This is a genomic window from Salinicoccus hispanicus (assembly GCF_009831115.1).
Lineage (GTDB): Bacteria > Bacillota > Bacilli > Staphylococcales > Salinicoccaceae > Salinicoccus > Salinicoccus hispanicus.
Map to the genome: position 1 here is coordinate 68,939 of NZ_WUUK01000003.1, position 21,557 is coordinate 90,495.

Genomic DNA, 21,557 nt, shown 5'->3' on the forward strand with positions numbered 1-21,557 from the left:
ATATTCAATCATGAATTTATGTAAATTAAGTCCCGCCATTTCAGCAGGACTCTATAAACTTATCTGCCACAGCATTTCTTATACTTTTTGCCGCTGCCACAAGGACATGGATCATTCCTGCCCACCTTGACCTCATTTACGACTGTCTGTGTTTTCAGTTCAGACTCCTTATGACCGCGGTATTTGAAGTGCCGTGTATTTTCCACAATACCGGCAATGGTATCGAAAAATTCGCGCTGGTCATCGACTGTGCTGAATTCCACATTCAATGTCATCAGGTATTTGACGATTTCATCCCGCTTCGACCCCTGCATGATCATCTGAAGAAGAGATATATATACACTGTGGTGCTTGCCGGCGGGTACATCGATATTCTCTTCGACCCATTCCTTCAGCTCCCTGTGATATTTTGATTCATCAATGTAGTTCGGGTCGCTGAATTTGATGAACTTCGCAAATTCCGGCTCATAATAGGGACGGTCGCCCTGGAGCCTGCGAACCATTTCGTACTGGTTGTAGTTCATGTCATCGATGACAATCTGTCTGTTGTCCTGATCGATGGAAATATCATAGGGTGAGCCCTCGAGAAATTCAACGAGCGCTTCCGGGCTCATCTCCATGCTGTAATACTTCTTGAACAGATGGATCAGCTGTTCAAAGCTGACGATACCATATAGATGGAGGGCTGCGCGGATGAGGTTGAGCTTACGCTGGATGACAAGCCGCGCTTCACGTTCCTCATCGCTGTCCACTGTGCTGAATAGTTCAGGTACACCTTCAGCAACGAAAAAATCGTCTTCCTGCTCAGGATCCTCAAAGGCATAACCCATGATATAGAGGCCGAAAAGGTCCTCGAGGTTGTACCTCGCCGCCGGTTCCATGGAAGACTTTTCCCATGTCTCAAAAGAACGTTCATCGATATATTTGTAGGCATATGCTGCCGTCTGTGAAGTATGCTGCTGCTCGACGATTGCATCGATCAGTTCATTTTTCTTATATTTGGAAAAGTTCTTGATCGAAATTGTACGTGCCAGACGTTTAAGATCGGCCATATTATAATCTTTCAGGTAGGTTTTTGCATTTTCCATATTAGAAAACTCCTCGCTCATGATTCTATCCTTCATTTTACCACATCAGTACGGTCATTGATAAATAATCAGAAGATGGCCAGGGCAATGTAGATGACGCTTGAGACCGTCACTGAACTGAGCAGTGTACTCATCATGACAATTTCGGCTGCATACTCCGGATCATCACTGTACTCCTGGGCGATGATGGAGCTGTTCACCCCAGCCGGCATGGCAGATGCAATCAGGATGACCTGTGCTACGACACCTTCCATATTGAAGAGCATGAGCATGACGAGCGCCAGGGCCGGACCGATGACGAGCCGTGCCAGGGCACCGACAAATGCACTCCACCTGAGACGTTTGAACTTTATACCCGCAATCTGCGCCCCGAGAATGAACAGTACAAGCCCGATCATGGCATTTCTGATGTATTCGAGTGCCGTTTCAATCGGAGCGGGTACCGGCAGATGGAAGTAGTTGAAAATGAGGCCGAGCGCCAGTCCATAGAAAATGGGCATTCTGAAGTATGAAAGGAGCGCCTTTGTTCTTCCCACATTCTTTGCACTGAGTGAAAAGATGCCGTAGGAGAAGGCGAACATGTTCTGGAATACCACAAGCATCACCTGGATGCTCATGGCATACGGATCGCTCCTGAATACAAGATCGTTCACCGGCACCCCATAATTCCCGGCATTATAGAACAGGTTGGCATTGGTGAACAGCACGGTTCTGTCTTTTCCAATGTTCATGAACCTTGCAATGAGCCGGCACAGGATGAAGGACAGGAAGGCATACAGTATGAGAAACAGCATGACATTGAGCAGCAGCGAGAAATCTATGGAGGATTCGTAGAGGCTCATGAAAATGAAGGCTGGCATGACGTAATGGATGGAAAGCTTTGCAAGCGTCGAGCGGTCGAGTCGGAGCTTCAACTGGATGACATAGCCCGTGGCCACAATGATCCCGATGGGCAGGATGATGCTGTTGAAGATAAATATGAATTCATTCATTTTGTGTCATCCTTCTATAGCATGATAATGTATACGAATACGATCGATCCGAGTACGATGAAGAACAGCGGGACGCGCAGCAGTGCGAGTATGACTGCAAAAAACCCGCCGAGCATGCCATGTATGGGATGCTCGACTGCATTGAGAATGCCGGGGAAGATCAGTACACCGAGCGCTGCATAAGGGATATAGTTCAGATATGTAACACACCACTCAGGCAGCATCAGACGATCTACAATAAAGGCCGGAATGATCCGTGGTATGATGGTGACAGCACAGAGTGCGGTAATAAGCAGAATCAATTGTATACCTCCGATCGCTCGAGAATCAGGCCAAGCAGTGCAGCAAGCAGTATGGCCGCAATGATGGCAATGCCTGATGGAAACGAGGGGATGATGCTCAGTATGTAGTGGAGAATCATTCCGAATACCGCAACAATGCCATATTTGTAATGCACTCTGACCGCTGGGACCAGCAGTGCGATGAACAGTGCATAGAGTGCGATGCCACTGGCGACGATCCAGCCATCACTCATCCATTCACCGGCAAGATATCCGACCGCAGAGAATACGACCCAGAACAGGTAGGCGATGATGAATGTTGCAAAGTAGTTCAGGAATGTACGCTGCTCCCTGGTACTGTTTGCAGTCACTGCGAATGATTCATCCGTCACATAGGACGAGAGGACCAGCCGTTTCAGGAATGATTCATGCTTGAGGTCATAGTTGACCTTGAATGCCATGACAAAATGTCTTGAATTGAGTACGAACACAGCAATGACGATGGCCAGTGCACTGCTTGATGCAAGCATCTGCAGAACAAGAAACTGGCTCGCACCGCCGTATATCATTAGACTCATCAGTACTGTATCCAGCAGCGACATGAGCGGTTCTGCACTGATGCCGAATGCGATCGCAACAGGGAGATAGCCCATTCCGATGGTAATGCCGTCCATGATGGATTTTTTCAAAGCTGTCTGTGCCACGGTATCCCCCCATGATAGAATAATAGAAACATTTTAACACATCTGCACTGGACGCGCAGTGCCTTAAAAAAGATAAATTGGAGTGAGAAGCAGAATGAAAGCATTAGCATTGGACATGGATGGCACCATCCTCGATCATAGCGGGAACTTTCCCGAGAGCCTGGTGGAGACACTGATTGAATTGAAAAGCCGGGGTTTTCTTATTTTTTTCGCAACCGGACGGACACCTCACGAAATCACCAGCATCACCCCAGCTGGATGCCCCCTCGATGGTTATGTCGCAGCCAGCGGCATGGGCATCTACATCGATGGCAGGCTCGTTGAATCCGCATCTTTTGAACCGGACTTCGTAAAGAGGATGGTTGAAGAGGCCAGAAGCAAGGAGATATACTATGAAATCCATACGCTCGAGCACTCCAGCCGGACACTGCTGCAGGATCGGACATACATATTTGAAGACCTCAGCGAAGAACAGCCCGAGACCATGATGAATGCCGAATATACTTATGCTAAAGATACACTTGAAAGTACTACGCAATGGGTGGTGGATCTGTCTTTCGAACACGTTGTGAAGATGTTCTTCTTCAGTACCAATATGAATAAGATCAGAAACTGGTACGACTATCTTGAGAACCACCAGGACAGTACAATATATGCACTCTACACGACAAGCCGGCATAATGCAGAAATCATGCTGAACGGCCGTGACAAGGCAAACGGCATGGAAGTTCTGCTCGATCACTACGACATCAGTTTTCGAGACGTGCATGCCATCGGCGATTCGATGAATGATCTCCCTCTGTTCGAGAAGGCCGGCCGTTCCACAGCAATGAAGAATGCCCCTCACGCCATCAAGGAGAAAGCCGATGACATCACTGCGTCAACATGCGATGAGAATGGACTTGAACGCTACCTTAGAAAGGAATATCTGAAATAAAGCCCTATTTCACTTTGAGGTACCAGACGTGACCCTCCATCAGCTCATCGGAGACGATTTCATGACCCCCGTCCGTCAGTTTGACATCCGCCGTCGCCCCTTTTTGTTCAAGCTGCTGTTTCAGCTGATAGGCCTCTCCGGCTGTCGCCACCATATCACGTGCGCCTGCTGTCAGCAGTATCTTTTTGCCGAGCAGATCTGCTTTTCGGGACACCTCCCCTTTATAAGCCGGATGCATCAGCATCGCACCGGCAACCGGGACTGGATGGTTGAACAGCAGATGGGCAGCCATGTTGGCACCGTTCGAATAGCCGATATAGATCGCTTTTTCAAGATCCAGTCCATATTCGGCCGCAAGTTCATCCAGCAGCCCGACAATCTTCTCACCTTCAGCTCTCAGGCTCTCTTCATCATGCCCTCTGCCCTGACGCTTGAAAAATCGGACCTGTCCACCATCCTCGGCATCGCCGCGTAACGCCAGTATATTCGCTGATCCATCGACCATTGTGGCAACTTCAAGCAGATCCGTCTCCCTGCCGCCGCTGCCATGAAAAAGTATCAGCGTATTTTGTTTATCCTTTTTCGCTTTTATAAATAGATGTTTCACTGTCACGTCCTCCTTTATTAGAGTTTACCCTATTACTATAATATACTTGAAGCAATAGACACAGAAGGAGCGATATCCATGACAGTAAAAGGCATCCACCATGTTTCTTCCATCACTAAAGAAATCCTCGACAACCATGAATTCTATACGAACACTCTCGGTCTGAGACTTGTGAAGAAGACAGTGAACCAGGACGATACAAGCATGTATCACCTCTTTTATGCCGACTACAATGGCACACCGGGCGCTGACATCACATTTTTTGAAATTGTGAATGCACCGCAATACCAGTCAGGCACCAACAGCATATCAAGAACCTATTTCAGGGTGCCGACGAGGGAGGCACTCGAATTTTTCAAAGCACGCTTCGCCTCGGAGGGTGTCTATCACGAAGGCATCATCGAACAGTTCGGCAGGACCACCATGAAATTCGAGGACAATGAAAAGCAGCGGCTTGCTTTGGTTGTCGAACAGAGTGATGAACATACGACACCGAATGACCACCCGGACATACCAAAGATGCATGCCATCACTTCCATCGGTGCAGTCGAAGTGACCGTACAGTATATCAAACCGATGGTCCAGTTCCTCGAACTGCTTGGGGGCAAGGTGGAAGATGGTTTTGACGATGACGCCACTGAAGCGGTAGTCGATGTCGGCAACGGCAGTGTCTACGTCATCGAACAGCGCAACAGCCAACTGGAAAAGGAAGGCTATGGCAGTGTCCACCATTTCTCCCTGCGTGTCGATGATGATGAGGCCCTGCTTGAAATGAAGCAGAAGATCGACCAGGAAAACTGGCGAAACTCAGGAATCGTCAACCGCCATTATTTCAAGGCATTATATATCACCACTGTCGGCAACATTACAGTCGAAATCTCCACAGACGGCCCCGGCTTCGATGTCGATGAGCCTATCGAAGCATTGGGTAAGAACCTCTCCCTGCCTCCAAAGTTCGAAGACCAGCGTGACTTCATTGAGAGCTATCTGATTCCGATCAGCTGAAAAGGAAGGTGAATCTCATGAAATATGATGAAAAAGAGATTACAGCATTTTTCCATACACTCGACCGAAGCAGATTCATGGATCGGTATAAGGAAGAAGCGGACATTGATATGCCCTTCCCTATTGGCCATGGACAGACGATCTCCCAGCCCTCGCTCGTGCTGGAAATGACACTCCGCCTTGATCTTGAACCGGGTCATCGCGTGCTGGAAATTGGAACCGGATCCGGCTTCCAGACTGCCCTTCTGGCAAAATTTGCGGATAGTGTGCATACAGTCGAAAGAATCCGGGCACTTCATGACAGTGCCAAAGAAAAATTGGATGCAGAAGGATTTTCGAACATCCATTTCCATCATGGGGACGGTAATCTCGGTTGGGAGGCAAACGCGCCCTATGACCGGATCATGGTGACTGCCGCCGCCAAAGAAATCCCCTCAATCCTCATCCAGCAGCTGGCACCGGGCGGGAAGATGGTCATCCCCGTCGGTGATACTTTCGCCCAGGAACTCAAGCTGGTCGAAAAGGATATGCATGGCCAGATTCATACCGCATTCATCGAGCATGTAAGATTCGTCGACCTCAAGGGGGACAAGGCGTAGCGCGTCCTTGTGGAAATTGGATAAAAAATAGAGACCTCATCCATATTGCATGGATGAGGTCTGTTTATGACAATCAATCATTTCGGTGCGGAGACGGTCTCTTCCTTCACCGCTTCAAGCTCACGGGCGAGGAACTTTGCAAGTTCCAGCATGCCGAACTGACCCGCTTCCGCTTCCGCATCACTGTTATAGTTTGTGTTCGTATTGATATCATAAGTATAGAGATTTCCTGCTTCATCCTGGATGAATTCGATGCCCGCGACGTTGATGTCATTGCTTTTCAGAACCTTCTTATAGCTTTCAAGAACAGGATGGTCGAAATCCTGCACGATGCTGAACTTCGGCCTGTCCGAGGGCTCACTGTCTGCTGGACAGAACAGGTCCTCGATCGAGCATGCATCCGCTGGACATAGTTCAAATCCTTCAGACGTATCGACACGGACGGCATAGACGAATTCACCCCCGACAAATTCACAGCGTGTAATGAAGGACTCAGGAGACTTGATGTAGTCCTGGAGCAGCGTCACCCCATCGACCGGTTCTTCGAATGCCTCGCTCTCGACATATCTTTCGAGTGCATCAATAGAATCGAACAACTGGACACCGAGACCCTTTCCGGCACGGTTGTGCTTTGTAATGAAGGATTGTCCTTCAAACTGCTCTGCCGCTTTGATAACCTGATCCTTACCGACTGCAGCAATGGTTTTCGGTGTTTTTACGCCATGCTTCTCAAGCTCCAGATACTGTAGCACCTTGCTCACTTCAAGCTGAAGTGCCCGGCTGCCGTTGATGACTGTACGGCCATGGTGCTCAAGCCACGCAAGTACAGCATTGGCCAGTTCAGGTGCATAGCGGTTGCCCCTTGTATGGGAAGAGGCACTCATCCTGTTATAGTAGATGCCTTCAGGCGGTGCTGCTGTCAGATCAACCATACCTTCAGACAGCTGCCAATCTTCATAGGGCAGCCCCAGTTCATCGAGACGTTTGAAGAGATGCTCTGTCCATTCCGGGTTTTCATGCAGTACATATATTTTTGTCATGATCATTCCTCCTTTATTTACTTCCCACTGCGCGCAGCGCTTCCACTTTCGGCATCACCTGTTTTGAGAACCGTTCCAGTTCCTCCAGCTGCGGAGAGGACTGAAGCAGAAGCAGATCCACCCCGGCCGCCTCGAACGCGATGATCCTTTCAGCAATCTGATCCGGTGTTCCTACGAGGTTCGGCCGCAGACCCCTGTTGGATACTGAATAGTCCTTCAGCTCTATTTCCTGCTCCAGCTGGGATTTCGATGTGAAATCCTTGAATCCCGAATAGCCATCCGAATCCTTGACGTCGGTGATGCGTGCAAGTTCGGCTTCCGCTTCCGCCTCAGTATCCCGGCAGATGACATAGGCTGCCATGCCGAATGACTGGAACGGGGGCTTGCCGGCTTCTGCCCTGGCCGCCTTCATACCATCGATCTTCGCTTTTGCCTCTTCTACTGTATGGCCGTGGAGGACGTAGGCATCACAGTGCGACGTGATGATCGCCTTGCCCTTTGCACTTTCTCCACCGGCATACAGCTTCGGATGCGGATGCTGTACCGGTTTTGGCGCGAGTTTTGCATCTTCTATCTGATAGAACTTGCCATCATAGGAGAACGTCTCCTCACGCCACATGCCTTGCATGACCTCAAGAAATTCTTCCGTCCTTGCATAACGCTCATCATGTGCAGTGAATTCTGCGCCATACTGGCTTGCTTCGCCTGCCCACCATCCGGAAACGACGTTCAGAGTGAAGCGTCCATTTGAAATATGATCGATATTCGCCGCCATTTTCGCCGTCACTGCAGGGTTGTGGAACACAGGCCGCACAGCAGTCATGATTTCGATTTTTTCGGTCACTGCGGCAAGTGCTGCAGCCGTCGACCAGGCCTCAAGTGAATCCGCTGACGTGCCCTTAATGTCATTCAGGTACAATTCCGCAATGAGTGTGACATCATATCCCCACTGTTCTGCAGACTGTGCAACCTTTTTTACATACTCATATGTCGGCGGCATAGATTCATTCTCTACATTTCTCAGCCATCCGCCGAAAATCGGCATCCAGAATCCATACTTCATCCATATCATTCCCTTCAACTGCCATAAAAATAGAAGCTCTTTCCGGATAAGAAAAGAGCTTCCTGCAACATTCATCTCTTCTCATCTTCCAGGTGGACACCCGATGGAATTGGCACAGTATTCAAAGAACCCGCTGCCGAAGCGTCATCGGGCCATCTCCCTCAGCTTCTCTGGATAAGAATATAATTCATATTAAATTACTAGGTTAATGGATATGATAAAGCAGAAATAATTATCTGTCAATAGATCGGATCGTGCAATTCCATTCGATCAACTCCGGTAGTAATACACGACGAGCTGCGTCCTATCCCGGAGTTCAAGTTTGTTGAGCATCTGAGAAATATAGTTCCTGACCGTTCCCTCACTCAGGAAAAGCCGTTCCGAAATCTCCCTGTTGCTGAGCCCTTCTGCAACAAGCTCCAGTATTTCACATTCCCTCTTTGACAATGCCTCCAGCGCCTTGAAATGGGACCGCGTCGACATGCTTTTTACAATATCACTGTCGAATACCATATTGCCGGATGCCACTGCCTGGATGGCTGGCAGAATCCCCTTGAAATTGTCCTTCAGCAAGTATCCTTTGCAGCCGATCTTCAGCGCTTCGTGGATATACACATCGTCTTTGAATGTCGTAATCAGGAGGATGTTGGCATCCTTCCACTGTTCAAGTATGGTCCGACTTGCTTCAAGTCCGGTGACACCACCCATTCTGATGTCCGTCATAAGCAGATCCGGCTGGTGTCTGCGATACAGTTCAACCGCTTCTTCTCCACTGCTGCCCGTGGCGGCAACGGTATAGCCGGAACCTTCAAGAATGGTTGTGAGTGCGCTGACCACCAGTGCATCGTCATCGACTACGACTATGTTCATCTGTCTTCCCCTTCCTTATATAGCGTGATATGGACGGTAAAGCCGTCATCATGGAATGTGTTGAACAAACCGTTGTATTTGCCGACCACCTCCTGCATGGCAAGCAGTCCCATCCCCTTTTTGGCAATGGGACGTTTCGATCCATCATCTTTGACTGATATCGTGATGAAATCCGTCTGTTCCCTGATTGCGATTCTGATCATCTCCGCATCCGAATGCTTTCTGATATTATTCAGGGATTCTTTGACAATGCCCAATATATCCATCTTCAATTCATGATCCAGGGCAGAGGTGACGTCAAAGCGGAACCGTGTCTGGTACCGGCCCATGCCGCTGATGTACTCGGCAATCCTAGCCTCAAGGTCGATGGATGTTTCATACAGCTGGTGGATGCTCGTCCGGATGTCATCCATGCCGTCTTTCAGACGTTCCTGGAGCAGTCCAAGCGACTGCTTTATCTTTTCTTCGTCCTTTATGTACTGTAGGGATTCTATCAGCAGGATGCTTGTACTGAGGGAATGCCCGAGTGCATCGTGCATATCGCGTGCAATACGGTTCCTCTCATTCAGTTCCGCCATATGAACATCTTTTTCATGATTTTTCAGCAGTTCATTGTGCTGGCGCCTGAGCAGCAGGTTATCACTGGTAAGCTGGTCCCGTATTTTCCTGTTCTCCTGTTCATATGTCAGGAGTCTCATTCTCAAGTAGCCCATGTAGATGACGAAGGTCGATATCATCAGCATTACCAGTTCCGGAAAGATGATGTAGGCCGCGAGCGTGAGGAGTGAATAGACGCCATATCGATAGGCGATCACCAGGGTGAGCAGCGGCATATAGAAGATCCAATCTAAACTGATGAAAATGAAAAGCAGATAGACAATCCCCGCAGCAGGTACACTGAAGCGGTGCTCAATGATATCCACGATGAAGAACAGGATGAATGCAACCAGTGCAATCACCAGACTGGACCCATCTATTGTGGCGAAATAATACGCAGTCAAAATGAAATATAGAACCATCTTTTCCATTACATTTATCAGAGTCCCCACCCCACATTCATGACAGATGTCATGTGCTGATATTATTCTGTGCACTGACGCAGATCTTAATAACAGTATAAACTTAAAACAACAATCAATACAGGGGGGCATCACTATGATCAGAATGGAGAATGTCGTTAAGAGATACAATGAACTGATTGCATTGGACCACTTCTCTTTCAGTGCAACAGAAGGTGAGATCATCGGCCTGCTCGGACCGAACGGATGCGGCAAGACCACCGCCATCAACTGCATGCTGTCTCTGCTCACTTTCGATAAGGGTGAAATCGAGATCTTCGGCCAGGAGGTGCATCCGAACAACAATGCAGTCAAAGGCCGGATCGGCATCGTACCCCAGGAACTTGCCATTTTCGAGAAGCTGAATGTCTACGAGAACATCGACTTCTACTGCGGCCTCTATGTTTCCGATAGGAAAGCCCGTAAAGCACTCGTTGAAGAAGCCATCGATTTCGTGGATCTCGCCAAGTACCGCAAGTTTGTTCCGAAGAAGCTGAGCGGTGGATTGAAGCGGCGCCTCAATATTGCCTGCGGCATTGCACATAAACCGTCTCTTCTGTTCATGGATGAGCCGACGGTGGCCGTCGATGCCCAGAGCAGGAACTTCATACTGGAAGGCATACGTAAAATGAAGGCACAGGGAACGACCATCATCTATACGACCCATTATCTGGAAGAGGCGGAGCAGCTGTGCGACCGCATGGTCATCATGGATTCCGGCAGAAATATTGCACAGGGGACCGTTCATGAACTGCAGAATTCAATATCCACCCAGGAACGGATCGAAGTCGGTCTGATCACCGATGACAATACCATCGAAGCTCAGCTTGAGGAACTGCCGCACGTTGTAAAGGTGACAAGGAGAAACGGAAACCATCTGATTCATTTTGAAAAACAGGAAAATAACCTGCCGAACCTGATCAAATTCATCGAATCGAGAAATCTCACCTACACGGAACTTTCAAGCGAACGGTCGACACTGAGTGATATCTTCCTTGAGCTCACGGGCAAGGAGTTGAGGGACTGATGATGATTCTCCGCATGATCAAATACTTGATCATTATCAATTTCAAGGATTTCGGCTACTGGTTCTGGACATTGTGCTACCCGCTTCTGCTGTGCGGACTATTCACAATGTCCACACCGAACATGAGCAGTACGGAGATCGAAGATATAGATGTCGGCATAGAGCCGGGCCACCCTGTAGCAGAAGTGTTTGAGTCCATGGACTTCATCGCGCTTGCCGAACTCTCCGAATCAGAAGCAGTCGAAAGGATGAAGGACGGCGACATGGCCGGCTATATTCATGGAGAAAATGAGCTGCTGGTGACGGAGACAGGCGTCAACCAGACCATCATCGAATCCATTCTCGATGAGATCAAGCATGTCAGCGCATCCGGCATTCCCTACCAGAACTTTGACTATGACCGGGAATACATCATCCCGAACAGCCAGGATGCCCAGCCTGAGACCATTCTTTTCTATGCACTGATCAGTATGATTTCCATCTATGGCATGTTTTCGGCAATAGAATTCATCTCTACGATGCAGCCGAACCTGAGCCTGATGGGAGCAAGGTTCTCAGCCAGTCCATTCAGCAAGTGGAAGTTCCTCTTTTCAAGTGTTGCCAGTTCACTATTGCTGAATATATTTTCAAATACAGTGGTACTCATAGCCATCGCAATCCTCTATCAGATGGCGATCTTCACCGAACTCTGGCCGACTCTCCTGCTGATTTTCACGGCCAACCTGACCGGAATCGGAATCGGCCTGTTCATCGGGCTGATACCGGGCATCAACGCCAATATAAAGACGGTTATCGCAGTCATCCTCATGATCGCCCTGTCGTCCTTGGCAGGTCTCATAGGGCCAATCATCAAAGCGGTAATCAGCGAGAACATGCCATGGTTAAACACTGTAAATCCACTGGCCAGACTGACAGATACGATGTACAGGATCAATTTCCTCGGAAACTATAACGACTACTGGACAACCATCGGTATTCTCGCCTTATACGCGCTACTGTTCTTCGGCGTAACATTTTTCGTACTGAGGAGGAAACAATATGACAGTATTTAAAGCCATACTCCTCCACTTCTGGAAATACAAGTACTTGATACTGATTTTTCTGACTGCCTTCTTCACCTTCGCATTCGGATTTTCACAGAATAGCGGCGGCCAGACTTATGAAAGTGAGCAGCTGGATCTGAAGGTGATCGATCAGAGCCGCAGTGAAATCAGCAGAGGGTTCGTAGACTACCTCTCTGCGGACAATACTGTGGAAGTGATGAACGACAGCACGGAGCTCGACGCCCTTGAAGAAGACATCTTTCTCGGCATTACTGATGGTATCATTCAAATACCGTCCGATCTTGAAGCACGCCTTTCTTCATCATCACCGGCTGTCGAAATAATCAGCGACCAGAGGGGGATGGTCCACCTGCAGCTTGAAAACATAGTGAACCGGTATTTCACCTTCGTGGATGCCGGACGCACAACGTCCGGCACAGTGAATATCGAGGAGATGAACACACTGCTTGCCGATGGTATATCAGTCGAAATGCATGAGTCCGTCGATGTTGCATCACAGAATAACTTCGTCTATATGAGCGCGTTCATCAACTTTGCCGGGTATTGGATCATGCTTTTCCTGCTGATCATTGTCGGTAATGTCATGTCGGAATTCAACACCACAGAGCTCAGGCAACGTATAGATGTTTCACCGATGCAGACAAGAGCTCTGATGCTGCAGATGATTACCGCACAGGCCATCATCGGACTATTCGTTGTGTGTTTCATGTTCTTCGGCGGCATCCTGCTGAGGTCAGATGAGCTGGAAGGTGTGCCACTTGGCAAGATGTTCATTGCCCTCATCCTGATTACATCCTTCACACTGGCAATCCACTATGTGATCGGTGCCATGACGACGAATAAGTTCATCATAAACGGACTCGCCAACTTTCTTGCCATCGGAATGGCCTTCCTGTCCGGCATCATGATTCCGCTTGAGCTCATGGGAGAGGCCGCCCAGAGCATCGCCCAATACCTCCCGCTCTACCACTTCACCCAAATCTATGCGGAACCCGATATTACGTGGGTGGACAGCGGATTCTCGATACTGATTGTCGTCCTCTACACGATCTCCTTTCTGATCATCGGAATGATACTTGAGAACAAGCGCAAAATTGCATCGTAAATAGAGAAAAAAATGCCTATGGAGCATATCTCCATAGGCATTTCCATTATTGTACCGCTTCAGGCAGTTCTATCTCGTCTACATCATTGAAGGAAGTGAATTCAACTTCACCGGAGAGTTCGTATGCACCTTCCGTATCTTCCCCTTGCGCATCATAATTGATCGACTGGATGAGAGAATCCTCTTTGCCGACAGCAATTTCCAAGTCATTCTCTATTTCGGAAGTATCAATATTTCCGAATTCCACTGCAAACAGTTCTTCGAAAGTTTCAAACACTTCGTCGCTCTGCCCCTCGAGCGTATAGATCACCTGATCTCCGCTTTCTTCCGATTCAAGTTCATTCTTGATATCGGCAAATGACAGGATTGCGTTCCTATACGTCACATGATAGAGCTGATCGACGTTGACGGAATCGGATATATCGATCCAATCCGTACCATTATTGTAGAATGTCGTCCCGTCTTTCGAGATTGTGCGGTCCTCACCTTCCGACATCAGGTGAAGGGAAGGTGGTTCTCCATCTTTGAACCGTACCTCTGCCTCAAGTGTTTCAGGCTGACCGCCATCGACTGCAGCAGTAAGATCCAAGGATGCCTCATAGCTTTCGATTGTTTCAGCCTGCTCAAGTATTGCTGACAGTGACGCATCGTCCGTCTCTATCTCTGAGAGTTGCCTGCCCCCGGTCTCCACTGTTGCTGTTTCGGTTGTTTCCACTGCCTCTTCGTCTGATGTCTCCTCTATATCATCCTGCGGCGCATCCTCCTGGCAGCCGGCAAGAATTGCAGTTGCCGTAAGGGTGGCGAGCAGATATTTTGGTACCTTCATATTTCCTTACTCCTTAGAACGCTGATTTTCCATAAATCATATCATGATTTTTTTCAATTCACTAATAATATGCTAGTCGGTTGCACGCCGCCTTGGCGTTTTCCGAGCATTTTTGCGCATCTCTCTGAATCGGCTGAATGTATAGAGACCAAGCCCACCCCATATGAAAATATAGGCGACCGTGTGAATGTGTGTAAAGGCCTCCCCATACATGAAGACACCGATCAGAAGCATGATCGTCGGTGCGAAATATTGCAGAATACCAATCAGTGACAGGCGGATACGCTGCGCACCGAGCGAGAACAGCAGCAGCGGAATTGCCGTGATGACACCTGTACCGATCAGGATCAGGCTGTCCATGTTGACACCGAAACTGCCGACACCACTGCCTTCCAGGAATAGAATATAGATGAGGGCAAACGGCGCCAGCACAAATGTTTCGACAGCAAGTGCAAATACGGCATCCATATTGATGACTTTCTTGATCAGTCCATAGACGCTGAATGACAATGCCAGATAAAGCGAGATCCATGGTGCTGAACCGAGACCGACTGCGAGATATGTAACACCTGCAAAGACGATGATGATTGCAACCCACTGCAGCTTCGAAAAACGTTCACCGAGAACAACGAATCCGATCAGGATACTGATCAGGGGATTGATGTAGTAGCCGAGGCTCGCATCCAGAATATGACCATTATTTACAGCAATGATATACATCAGCCAGTTGGAAGTGATGATGACTGACGCAGCAAAAAGGGCAACGATTTTCTTCTTTTCTTTGAATATGAATTTCAGATCCTTATAGAACAGGTGCATCCTGTTTGTCACAAGGATGAAGACGATCATGAAAATGAATGACCAGAACACCCTATGGGCGATGATTTCATAGGAAGAGATATCTTCGACCTGCTTCCAGTAGATGGGCAGGAACCCCCATATCAGATAGGCTCCAAGCGCAAACAGGATACCTTTTTTATTTTCGCTCAATTGCACACCTCCGTTTTAGACACTACAGCAATTCTACTCCATGCACATGCCATTTAAAATACAAAAGAAGATTGAAACCGAAGTTTCAATCTTCTGAACAGCATTATACTTGCTGCTGCGCCTGGTATTCATGATCCAGATGATTACGGCCTTTGAAATAGTAGGCTGTGATGCTGCCGACCATGAAATACATTACTATGAAATAGGCAATCATCATGAAGATGACCCCGGCGGCCAGCATTACGATGAAGGCCGTCTCTGCAAAATAGCTGCCGAGGAGTGCTGCGCCACCGATAAAAAGGGCGTAGATGATAATCGGAACGATCCATAGGATCAGATTGCTGAATATCAGCCTGAGGATACTCTCTCCACTCCGGAACATTACGTCCCAAGCCATCTGGAACTTTTCCGTTGTCGGTGTCAGTGGTTCATCGATATAGGCCATATAGACCAGAAACATGTAGATTGTCACCAATACATAAGGAATATATGACAGCACGACAAGCAATAGGTTGAGCAGCAGGACTGTAACGATTGTACCGATCTGCCCGCTTGAAAATGGATCTTCCATATTGTTCGCATCAAAAAATGCAAACAGGGGCGCGTTCACCATCATGAAGAGGACCTGCATGATCATACTGACTGCAAACGAAAATATCAAGTAGCCGATAAGCGTCAATAGCCCCAGCTTGATGACCTTGCTGTAGTTGCCCTTGTTGAAAATCTTGAATGCATCCTTGAATCTGAAGCTTTGACCACGGTATGCTGAGGCAAAATAACGCATCACCCCGACGGATAGTGGATAGAAGACAAAAAGCGATGCCAGTATCAAAAGCAGAAAGATTGCGATGGCAGGCAGTACCGCCAGACCGGTATCAATCAGGAAAAATGGTGTAATCATAAGAAGCACAAAAAGTACTGCTGCGACGTAGATCAGGATGAAGACCAGTATGGATGACCAGAACGTTTTCATGTGAAGATCTCTGCCGTTATCCTTATAGGCGCCTTGGTATTGGAACATGGTGTTTCTCCTTTATGTATCATTTTTCTTAATTATACCATGACAGTATTTGTCTTTTAAAACATAACATGTGTTTTGTCACGGTTTGTGTGCCAAACTCGCTTTTTGTTTATATTGTAAGCGTACACGTTACGGGCTATCATTTAGTTACAAACCAATTATTCATAAGGGGGAACTTATATGTCCGAACAAAAGAGTGGCATTTCGCGTAAAGTTCAAGCATTCGGCTCGTTTCTGAGCAGTATGATCATGCCGAACATCGCTGCATTCATCGCCTGGGGTCTTATAACTGCACTATTTATTGAAGCTGGCTGGTTACCAAACGAAGATCTGGCCGGTATGGTCGGTCCGATGATCACTTACCTGCTGCCACTGCTCATCGCCTATACTGGTGGTAAGCTTATCCATGATGTGCGTGGTGGGGTTGTCGGTTCCACTGCTACAATGGGTATCATTACTGCATTCCCTGATTCTCCAATGCTGCTTGGTGCCATGATCATGGGTCCACTCGGTGGTTACCTGATCAAGCAGCTCGACCGTGTACTGGTACCTAGAATCCGCCAGGGACTTGAGATGCTCGTCAACAACTTCTCTGCCGGTATCCTGGCATTCCTGCTTGCACTATTCGGTTTCTATGGTCTTGGTCCAGTCGTATCCTGGTTGACCAACATGCTCGGAAACCTTGTTGATATCGTCGTTGAAGCAGGATTGCTGCCACTGGCGAGCATATTCATCGAGCCTGCCAAAGTCGTCTTCCTGAACAATGCCATCAACCACGGTGTCTTGACGCCGCTTGCGACTGAAGAAGTACAGGAAGCCGGACGTTCCATCCTGTTCACACTGGAATCGAATCCGGGACCAGGATTCGGTATCCTGCTTGCCTACATGGTATTCGGAAAAGGCACAGCACGTGCAACAGCGCCTGGTGCGGCCATCATCCAGTTCGTCGGTGGTATCCATGAGATCTACTTCCCATACATTCTGATGAAACCGATACTTGTTGTTGCAGCCATTCTTGGTGGCGCATCCGGTATCCTGACTTACACTCTGTTCGATTTCGGCCTTTCAGGCCCACCGGCACCAGGCAGTATCATTGCCTACGCTGCCATGACACCAAGAGGAGAGCTGCTCATCATGCTTCTCGGGGTATTTGCAGCTACACTCGTGTCATTCATCGTCGCTTCACTGTTGCTCAAGTTTACAAAACAGCCTGACGACGACATTGCAGGAGCGACACAGAAGATGGAAGCCGCAAAAGGTAAAAAATCAACCGTTGCTGGTACACTGAGCCAGTCGGAAGCAGCAGCTGATGAAACTGCCGCTACAACTTTCGACTACAGCCAAGTTGATAAAATTGTTTTCGCTTGTGACGCTGGAATGGGTTCAAGTGCCATGGGAGCGGGTATGCTTAAGAATAAGTTCAAAAAAGCAGGACTCGACATCGAAGTGACCAACTCTGCAATCAACCAGCTTAAAGGTGATGAAGATATCATCATCACACAAAAAGTACTGACTGAACGTGCAGAAAGCAAAGTGCCGACTGCCAAGCATATTTCGGTCGACAACTTCCTCAATAGTCCGAAATACGAAGAATTGACGGAAGAACTGCAGAAGCACCAATAGTCTGAATGAATCAAAGGAGGTACCATTATGATCAGCTCAAGAGAGAAGAAAATCATCAACGAGCTCATATATCATAGTGGTACCTTTTTACTTATTAAAGAGCTCGCAGACAAACTGGGTGTGTCTTCAAGAACCGTCCACCGCGAGCTGAAGAATGTTACAGAAACGCTGGAACAACTCGATATCCAGATGATCCGCGAATACAAGAAAGGCGTCAAAGTGGAACTTGATACAGATGAAATGGATGCACTTACAGCCTACATCAATGCTCATGCAGATAAAGACCTGAGCAATGAGGAGAAGAAAGTGGCACTCATCTATAACCTTATGCTGAATACCGAAGGCATCAAGAAAAGCGCCCTCGCTGTCGAGCTTGGGGTCAGCGAACACACAGTTGATGAGCTGATCGGACAGATGACCGATACCTTGAGGGCATTCGAACTCGAAATCACCAAGATTCGATCGATCGGCATCCAGCTTGTCGGAGATGAGCTGAACAAACAGAATTTCCTCGCCGATATGATGGTCAATGAACTGAACTCGAACAGTATCTACTCGGTCATCGAGAACAACTTTGTATTCAGTTCACTGGTCAACAACAAGATCATGGGGCTGCTCGAAGCGGATAACATTTTCAAGGTGGAGCGGCTGCTCATGGATGAACTGGATGTCCTGCCCTACCAGCTGACTGAAAATGCCTACCTGAACCTGACACTTCATATTGTGCTGGCAATAGACCGCACCGAGCATTCCAATAATGTATCAGTGAAGCAGTCACTCAAGGAAGAACTGGGAGAAACCCAGGAATTCGAGGTGTCGCTCGCATTGACCAGCAAACTGGAAACCGAGTTTTCCATCACTTTTCCAGAAGAAGAAGTCTATTTCATATGCATGCACCTGAGGGGAAGCCGCAGAAAGTTCCAGTCGGAACGGGATACGGATTCCATCGAATCATCGACTGTCCAGTTCATCAACACTGTCAGCCAGAGGATGGACTACCCTTTCTACGCCTATCCTGAACTCAAGGAAGGGCTGATACTTCATATCGAACCCACACTGCATCGCATGGAGTCCGGCATCATCACCGTCAATCCACTGCTCGACACAATCAAGGAAAAGTACCCCGCCCTGTTCGAAGTCGTCGGTGAGAGCTTCAAGCAGCACTTCGGCACACGCAAGCTCAACGAATCGGAAATCGGATTTCTGATCATTCATTTCGGCGGTATTCTGCATGCCAACCCTAAAATCGAAGTGACGACAGTATGTTCAAGCGGAATCGGCACAAGTCGTATTCTTGCGAACCAGCTGAGGACCAGGTTCAACAACATGTACATTCGGCAGGAGCTTTCCATATCCGAAGTTGCAGATACCGAAATCCATGATAATGAGCTGGTACTCAGTACAGTTCCGCTTGACCTTGAAAACTATATTCTTGTCAGCCCACTGCTTGATGACAGTGATGAAAAGAAGATCATGGAGGCCATCTCACGTCTTGATGCCACCCCACTGCTCAATACGCCTGATAGGGAAAAAGTGATGGTCGAGGTCGACCCCGAACAGGTGATACAGGCGTCTGAACTGTACCTCAACCGGCATTTCATCACAGATGGTAAGCGTGCCGATGCCCTCACCTCCGTCCGCCAGGCACTGTCTTCAGAAACAGATATGCCACAGGACGATATCAGAGAGATTCTCACAATGCTTGAAGAAAGATTCGAAACAACAGGGTTCGTCGTTGGAGAGTCCGGCTTCTCCTATCCCCACATCAGGTCTCCAGTGATCAAAGCGCATCAGATGGTGTTTATTCATAACACAGCGGGTATAGAAGACCGGAACTACAAAGGAGACGCGGTAGCAGTCAATCACCAGATTCTGCTGCTCGTCCCGGAAAAGACACTTGTAGCCGACATGATCAGCGAAATAAGCATCCTGTTTGGAGAACACCACCTGAGTATCGGTCAATTGTTTGAATCGCCAGCTGAAGTGGAAAATATAATTAAAAACTACATTAGGACACTCTATAAATAGAAGGGAAATGATTTTAAATGATACAGAAGGAAAATATTGTACTGAACCAGACAGCAGGCTCAAAAGAGGAAGCAATCAGAAAAGCAGGACAGATTCTTGTCGAACAAGGTGCTGTTGAAGCGGCTTATATCGATTCCATGCTCGAGAGGGAAAAAGTGGTTTCCACATTCATGGGCAATGGTCTTGCCATCCCACATGGTACAGATGAAGGCAAAACTTCCGTCATCAAAAGTGGACTTTCCCTTGTACAAGTACCAGGTGGTGTCGATTTTGACGGAAATGAAGCCAAAGTCGTACTTGGTATTGCAGGTAAGAATAACGAACACCTCGAAATGCTGCAGAAGATTGCCGTTCTATTTTCAGAGGAAGAAAATGCAGAGAAAGTAATCAACGCATCATCTGCCGATGAAATCATCGCACTATTTGAAAACGAGGACCTTTAATATGAAAGCTGTTCATTTTGGAGCCGGCAACATCGGACGCGGTTTCATAGGTAAAGTTCTCCACGATAATGGTTATGAAGTGACTTTTGCAGATGTGAATGCTGAAATTATCGATGCATTGAACAGAGATCACGAATACACGGTTCATATTTCGGAGGAAGATGGCGCATCCTATAGAATCAAGGGCGTGGACGGCATCCACACTGCCAATGACGCAGACCAGTTGGCAGAGGCCATTTCCGAGGCAGATCTCATTACAACAGCAGTCGGCGTCAATATTCTGCCGATCATTGCCAGAACGCTTGCACCTCACCTGGCGAACCGTACGACAGACAGACCATTGAATATCATTGCATGTGAAAATGCAGTACTTGCAACGGATACATTGAAGGCAGCCATCCTTGCCGAAGTCGATGGCGCATCCCTTTCCAACATTGGCTTCCCTAACTCTGCTGTCGACCGTATCGTACCGATTCAGAAGAATGATAATATACTGGATGTAAAAGTGGAACCATTCTATGAATGGGTCATCGAAAGCGACAGCTGGGTTGGAGAAGACAAGCTGGATGGTGTCAACTATGTAGAAAATCTCATGCCATATATTGAGAGAAAACTGTTCACTGTCAATACGGGCCATGCAGCCATCGCCTATTATGGCAAGACACTTGGATATACAACCGTATCTGAAGCAATGGATGACGAGAAAGTTGTCGCATACTTGAGACAAGTACTCGGGGAAACGACGCGCTACCTGACCGAGAATTATGATTTCATGGAAGAACAGCAGAAACAGTATATCGAAAAGATCATCGCAAGGTTCAGGAATCCTTACCTGTCGGATGACCTTGATCGTGTCGGTCGTGGTGTTCTGAGGAAGCTCAGCCCAAACGATCGGATCATCAAACCGCTTGTATATTTGCACGAAAACAACATGGACCACGGCGCACTGTCCAAACTCGTAATGTTCGCATTGCAATTTGATAACAGTGATGATCCGGAACAGGTTGAAATGAATGGCAGGATTGAATCAGCAGGAACAGATGGATTCCTTGCCGAACACAGCAAACTTGATAGCAAGCTTATAGAAGAGATCAAATCAAGCATATAACGAAAAGTTGGAACCTAGGTGACAGGTTCCAACTTTTTATTTTACCCATCTTAAAACTTGGCAAACGCAATAATAGAA

The 21,557-nt window shown here is 47.8% G+C and carries 22 protein-coding genes and 1 riboswitch; of the genes, 10 read left to right on the forward strand and 12 right to left on the reverse strand.

Translation table 11 applies throughout. The annotated features are described in order from the left end of the window. Nucleotides 1-59: 59 nt before the first annotated feature. The 4 genes from GQ671_RS07855 to GQ671_RS07870 all read right to left on the reverse strand — a co-directional run bounded on the left by GQ671_RS07855 (nucleotide 60) and on the right by GQ671_RS07870 (nucleotide 3,065). Nucleotides 60-1,088, reverse strand: coding sequence for a Rho termination factor N-terminal domain-containing protein (locus GQ671_RS07855; RefSeq protein WP_160655259.1), 1,029 nt, complete (start codon nucleotides 1,086-1,088; stop codon nucleotides 60-62). 68 nt (nucleotides 1,089-1,156) lie between these two features. After that, entirely contained in the window at nucleotides 1,157-2,080 is a 924-nt protein-coding gene (locus GQ671_RS07860) for an AEC family transporter (protein ID WP_160655262.1), read from the reverse strand. Between the two features lie 14 nt (nucleotides 2,081-2,094). Continuing rightward, entirely contained in the window at nucleotides 2,095-2,382 is a 288-nt protein-coding gene (locus GQ671_RS07865) for an AzlD domain-containing protein (RefSeq protein ID WP_170288670.1), read from the reverse strand. Continuing rightward, on the reverse strand, nucleotides 2,379-3,065 hold the full coding sequence (locus tag GQ671_RS07870; protein WP_160655265.1) for an AzlC family ABC transporter permease: 687 nt from the start codon (nucleotides 3,063-3,065) through the stop codon (nucleotides 2,379-2,381). Before GQ671_RS07870 ends, GQ671_RS07865 begins: the two co-directional genes overlap by 4 nt. Before the next feature lie 94 nt (nucleotides 3,066-3,159). Here GQ671_RS07870 and GQ671_RS07875 point away from each other — a divergent pair, with 94 nt between their 5' ends. Then, nucleotides 3,160-4,002 (forward strand): HAD-IIB family hydrolase, encoded by an 843-nt coding sequence (locus tag GQ671_RS07875; RefSeq protein ID WP_160655268.1) that lies wholly within the window; start codon nucleotides 3,160-3,162, stop codon nucleotides 4,000-4,002. Nucleotides 4,003-4,006: 4 nt separating this feature from the next. On the opposite strand, the gene GQ671_RS07880 is transcribed toward GQ671_RS07875, so the two are convergent. Beyond that, complete coding sequence (locus tag GQ671_RS07880; RefSeq protein ID WP_160655271.1) at nucleotides 4,007-4,609, reverse strand: alpha/beta hydrolase; 603 nt, start codon at nucleotides 4,607-4,609, stop codon at nucleotides 4,007-4,009. A gap of 78 nt (nucleotides 4,610-4,687) precedes the next feature. Between GQ671_RS07880 and GQ671_RS07885 the strand changes: the two genes are divergently transcribed. Both GQ671_RS07885 and GQ671_RS07890 read left to right on the forward strand, forming a co-directional pair. Next, nucleotides 4,688-5,614 (forward strand): VOC family protein, encoded by a 927-nt coding sequence (locus GQ671_RS07885; protein WP_160655274.1) that lies wholly within the window; start codon nucleotides 4,688-4,690, stop codon nucleotides 5,612-5,614. Between the two features lie 17 nt (nucleotides 5,615-5,631). Continuing rightward, nucleotides 5,632-6,213 carry a protein-L-isoaspartate(D-aspartate) O-methyltransferase gene (locus GQ671_RS07890; RefSeq protein WP_160655277.1) on the forward strand — a complete coding sequence of 194 codons (582 nt, stop codon included), beginning with the start codon at nucleotides 5,632-5,634 and terminating at the stop codon, nucleotides 6,211-6,213. A 77-nt stretch (nucleotides 6,214-6,290) separates the two neighbouring features. On the opposite strand, the gene GQ671_RS07895 is transcribed toward GQ671_RS07890, so the two are convergent. From GQ671_RS07895 to GQ671_RS07910, 4 genes are all read right to left on the reverse strand, one after another. Beyond that, nucleotides 6,291-7,253, reverse strand: coding sequence for an ATP-grasp domain-containing protein (locus GQ671_RS07895; protein ID WP_160655280.1), 963 nt, complete (start codon nucleotides 7,251-7,253; stop codon nucleotides 6,291-6,293). A gap of 13 nt (nucleotides 7,254-7,266) precedes the next feature. After that, nucleotides 7,267-8,316: an LLM class flavin-dependent oxidoreductase gene (locus GQ671_RS07900; protein ID WP_160656329.1), complete on the reverse strand. Its 1,050-nt coding sequence runs from the start codon at nucleotides 8,314-8,316 to the stop codon at nucleotides 7,267-7,269. Between the two features lie 78 nt (nucleotides 8,317-8,394). After that, nucleotides 8,395-8,497: riboswitch (SAM riboswitch) on the reverse strand. An 89-nt stretch (nucleotides 8,498-8,586) separates the two neighbouring features. After that, on the reverse strand, nucleotides 8,587-9,186 hold the full coding sequence (locus GQ671_RS07905) for a response regulator (RefSeq protein WP_160655283.1): 600 nt from the start codon (nucleotides 9,184-9,186) through the stop codon (nucleotides 8,587-8,589). Further along, nucleotides 9,183-10,214, reverse strand: coding sequence for a sensor histidine kinase (locus GQ671_RS07910; RefSeq protein WP_246153207.1), 1,032 nt, complete (start codon nucleotides 10,212-10,214; stop codon nucleotides 9,183-9,185). Before GQ671_RS07910 ends, GQ671_RS07905 begins: the two co-directional genes overlap by 4 nt. 127 nt (nucleotides 10,215-10,341) lie before the next feature. Here GQ671_RS07910 and GQ671_RS07915 point away from each other — a divergent pair, with 127 nt between their 5' ends. From GQ671_RS07915 to GQ671_RS07925, 3 genes are read left to right on the forward strand one after another with little or no spacing between them, the layout of a single operon-like run. Further along, the gene (locus tag GQ671_RS07915; RefSeq protein WP_160655286.1) at nucleotides 10,342-11,271 is read left to right on the forward strand and encodes an ABC transporter ATP-binding protein; all 930 of its coding nucleotides are present in this window, start codon (nucleotides 10,342-10,344) and stop codon (nucleotides 11,269-11,271) included. A gap of 14 nt (nucleotides 11,272-11,285) precedes the next feature. Further along, entirely contained in the window at nucleotides 11,286-12,323 is a 1,038-nt protein-coding gene (locus GQ671_RS07920; RefSeq protein ID WP_246153208.1) for an ABC transporter permease, read from the forward strand. Further along, complete coding sequence (locus tag GQ671_RS07925; RefSeq protein ID WP_160655292.1) at nucleotides 12,310-13,440, forward strand: ABC transporter permease; 1,131 nt, start codon at nucleotides 12,310-12,312, stop codon at nucleotides 13,438-13,440. The genes GQ671_RS07920 and GQ671_RS07925 overlap by 14 nt, the downstream gene beginning before the upstream one ends. Before the next feature lie 46 nt (nucleotides 13,441-13,486). Here the strand turns inward: GQ671_RS07925 and GQ671_RS07930 are convergent, their stop codons facing one another. From GQ671_RS07930 to GQ671_RS07940, 3 genes are all read right to left on the reverse strand, one after another. Then, nucleotides 13,487-14,266, reverse strand: coding sequence for a hypothetical protein (locus GQ671_RS07930; RefSeq protein WP_160655295.1), 780 nt, complete (start codon nucleotides 14,264-14,266; stop codon nucleotides 13,487-13,489). A 72-nt stretch (nucleotides 14,267-14,338) separates the two neighbouring features. Continuing rightward, nucleotides 14,339-15,256 carry an EamA family transporter RarD gene (gene rarD / locus GQ671_RS07935; RefSeq protein ID WP_160655298.1) on the reverse strand — a complete coding sequence of 306 codons (918 nt, stop codon included), beginning with the start codon at nucleotides 15,254-15,256 and terminating at the stop codon, nucleotides 14,339-14,341. A gap of 103 nt (nucleotides 15,257-15,359) precedes the next feature. Then, nucleotides 15,360-16,277 (reverse strand): hypothetical protein, encoded by a 918-nt coding sequence (locus GQ671_RS07940; RefSeq protein WP_160655301.1) that lies wholly within the window; start codon nucleotides 16,275-16,277, stop codon nucleotides 15,360-15,362. A gap of 180 nt (nucleotides 16,278-16,457) precedes the next feature. Here GQ671_RS07940 and GQ671_RS07945 point away from each other — a divergent pair, with 180 nt between their 5' ends. From GQ671_RS07945 to GQ671_RS07960, 4 genes are read left to right on the forward strand one after another with little or no spacing between them, the layout of a single operon-like run. Then, nucleotides 16,458-17,900 (forward strand): PTS mannitol transporter subunit IICB, encoded by a 1,443-nt coding sequence (locus GQ671_RS07945; RefSeq protein WP_160655304.1) that lies wholly within the window; start codon nucleotides 16,458-16,460, stop codon nucleotides 17,898-17,900. 27 nt (nucleotides 17,901-17,927) lie between these two features. Further along, a complete protein-coding gene (locus GQ671_RS07950; RefSeq protein ID WP_160655307.1) occupies nucleotides 17,928-19,928 on the forward strand; it encodes a BglG family transcription antiterminator in 2,001 nt (666 codons plus the stop codon). Between the two features lie 17 nt (nucleotides 19,929-19,945). Then, the gene (locus GQ671_RS07955; protein WP_160655310.1) at nucleotides 19,946-20,371 is read left to right on the forward strand and encodes a PTS sugar transporter subunit IIA; all 426 of its coding nucleotides are present in this window, start codon (nucleotides 19,946-19,948) and stop codon (nucleotides 20,369-20,371) included. A gap of 1 nt (nucleotide 20,372) precedes the next feature. Further along, entirely contained in the window at nucleotides 20,373-21,479 is a 1,107-nt protein-coding gene (locus tag GQ671_RS07960) for a mannitol-1-phosphate 5-dehydrogenase (protein WP_160655314.1), read from the forward strand. Nucleotides 21,480-21,557: the final 78 nt, after the last annotated feature.

Coding starts and splice junctions, on each gene's coding strand:
- GQ671_RS07950 (WP_160655307.1), top strand. CDS start 17,928: ATGATCAGCTCAAGAGAGAAGAAAATCATCAACGAGCTCATATATCAT.
- GQ671_RS07890 (WP_160655277.1), top strand. CDS start 5,632: ATGAAATATGATGAAAAAGAGATTACAGCATTTTTCCATACACTCGAC.
- GQ671_RS07875 (WP_160655268.1), top strand. CDS start 3,160: ATGAAAGCATTAGCATTGGACATGGATGGCACCATCCTCGATCATAGC.
- GQ671_RS07945 (WP_160655304.1), top strand. CDS start 16,458: ATGTCCGAACAAAAGAGTGGCATTTCGCGTAAAGTTCAAGCATTCGGC.
- GQ671_RS07920 (WP_246153208.1), top strand. CDS start 11,286: ATGATCAAATACTTGATCATTATCAATTTCAAGGATTTCGGCTACTGG.
- GQ671_RS07860 (WP_160655262.1), bottom strand. CDS start 2,080: ATGAATGAATTCATATTTATCTTCAACAGCATCATCCTGCCCATCGGG.
- GQ671_RS07905 (WP_160655283.1), bottom strand. CDS start 9,186: ATGAACATAGTCGTAGTCGATGACGATGCACTGGTGGTCAGCGCACTC.
- GQ671_RS07900 (WP_160656329.1), bottom strand. CDS start 8,316: ATGAAGTATGGATTCTGGATGCCGATTTTCGGCGGATGGCTGAGAAAT.
- GQ671_RS07955 (WP_160655310.1), top strand. CDS start 19,946: ATGATACAGAAGGAAAATATTGTACTGAACCAGACAGCAGGCTCAAAA.
- GQ671_RS07940 (WP_160655301.1), bottom strand. CDS start 16,277: ATGTTCCAATACCAAGGCGCCTATAAGGATAACGGCAGAGATCTTCAC.
- GQ671_RS07855 (WP_160655259.1), bottom strand. CDS start 1,088: ATGGAAAATGCAAAAACCTACCTGAAAGATTATAATATGGCCGATCTT.
- GQ671_RS07930 (WP_160655295.1), bottom strand. CDS start 14,266: ATGAAGGTACCAAAATATCTGCTCGCCACCCTTACGGCAACTGCAATT.
- GQ671_RS07895 (WP_160655280.1), bottom strand. CDS start 7,253: ATGACAAAAATATATGTACTGCATGAAAACCCGGAATGGACAGAGCAT.
- GQ671_RS07885 (WP_160655274.1), top strand. CDS start 4,688: ATGACAGTAAAAGGCATCCACCATGTTTCTTCCATCACTAAAGAAATC.
- GQ671_RS07910 (WP_246153207.1), bottom strand. CDS start 10,214: ATGGAAAAGATGGTTCTATATTTCATTTTGACTGCGTATTATTTCGCC.
- GQ671_RS07960 (WP_160655314.1), top strand. CDS start 20,373: ATGAAAGCTGTTCATTTTGGAGCCGGCAACATCGGACGCGGTTTCATA.
- GQ671_RS07915 (WP_160655286.1), top strand. CDS start 10,342: ATGATCAGAATGGAGAATGTCGTTAAGAGATACAATGAACTGATTGCA.
- GQ671_RS07925 (WP_160655292.1), top strand. CDS start 12,310: ATGACAGTATTTAAAGCCATACTCCTCCACTTCTGGAAATACAAGTAC.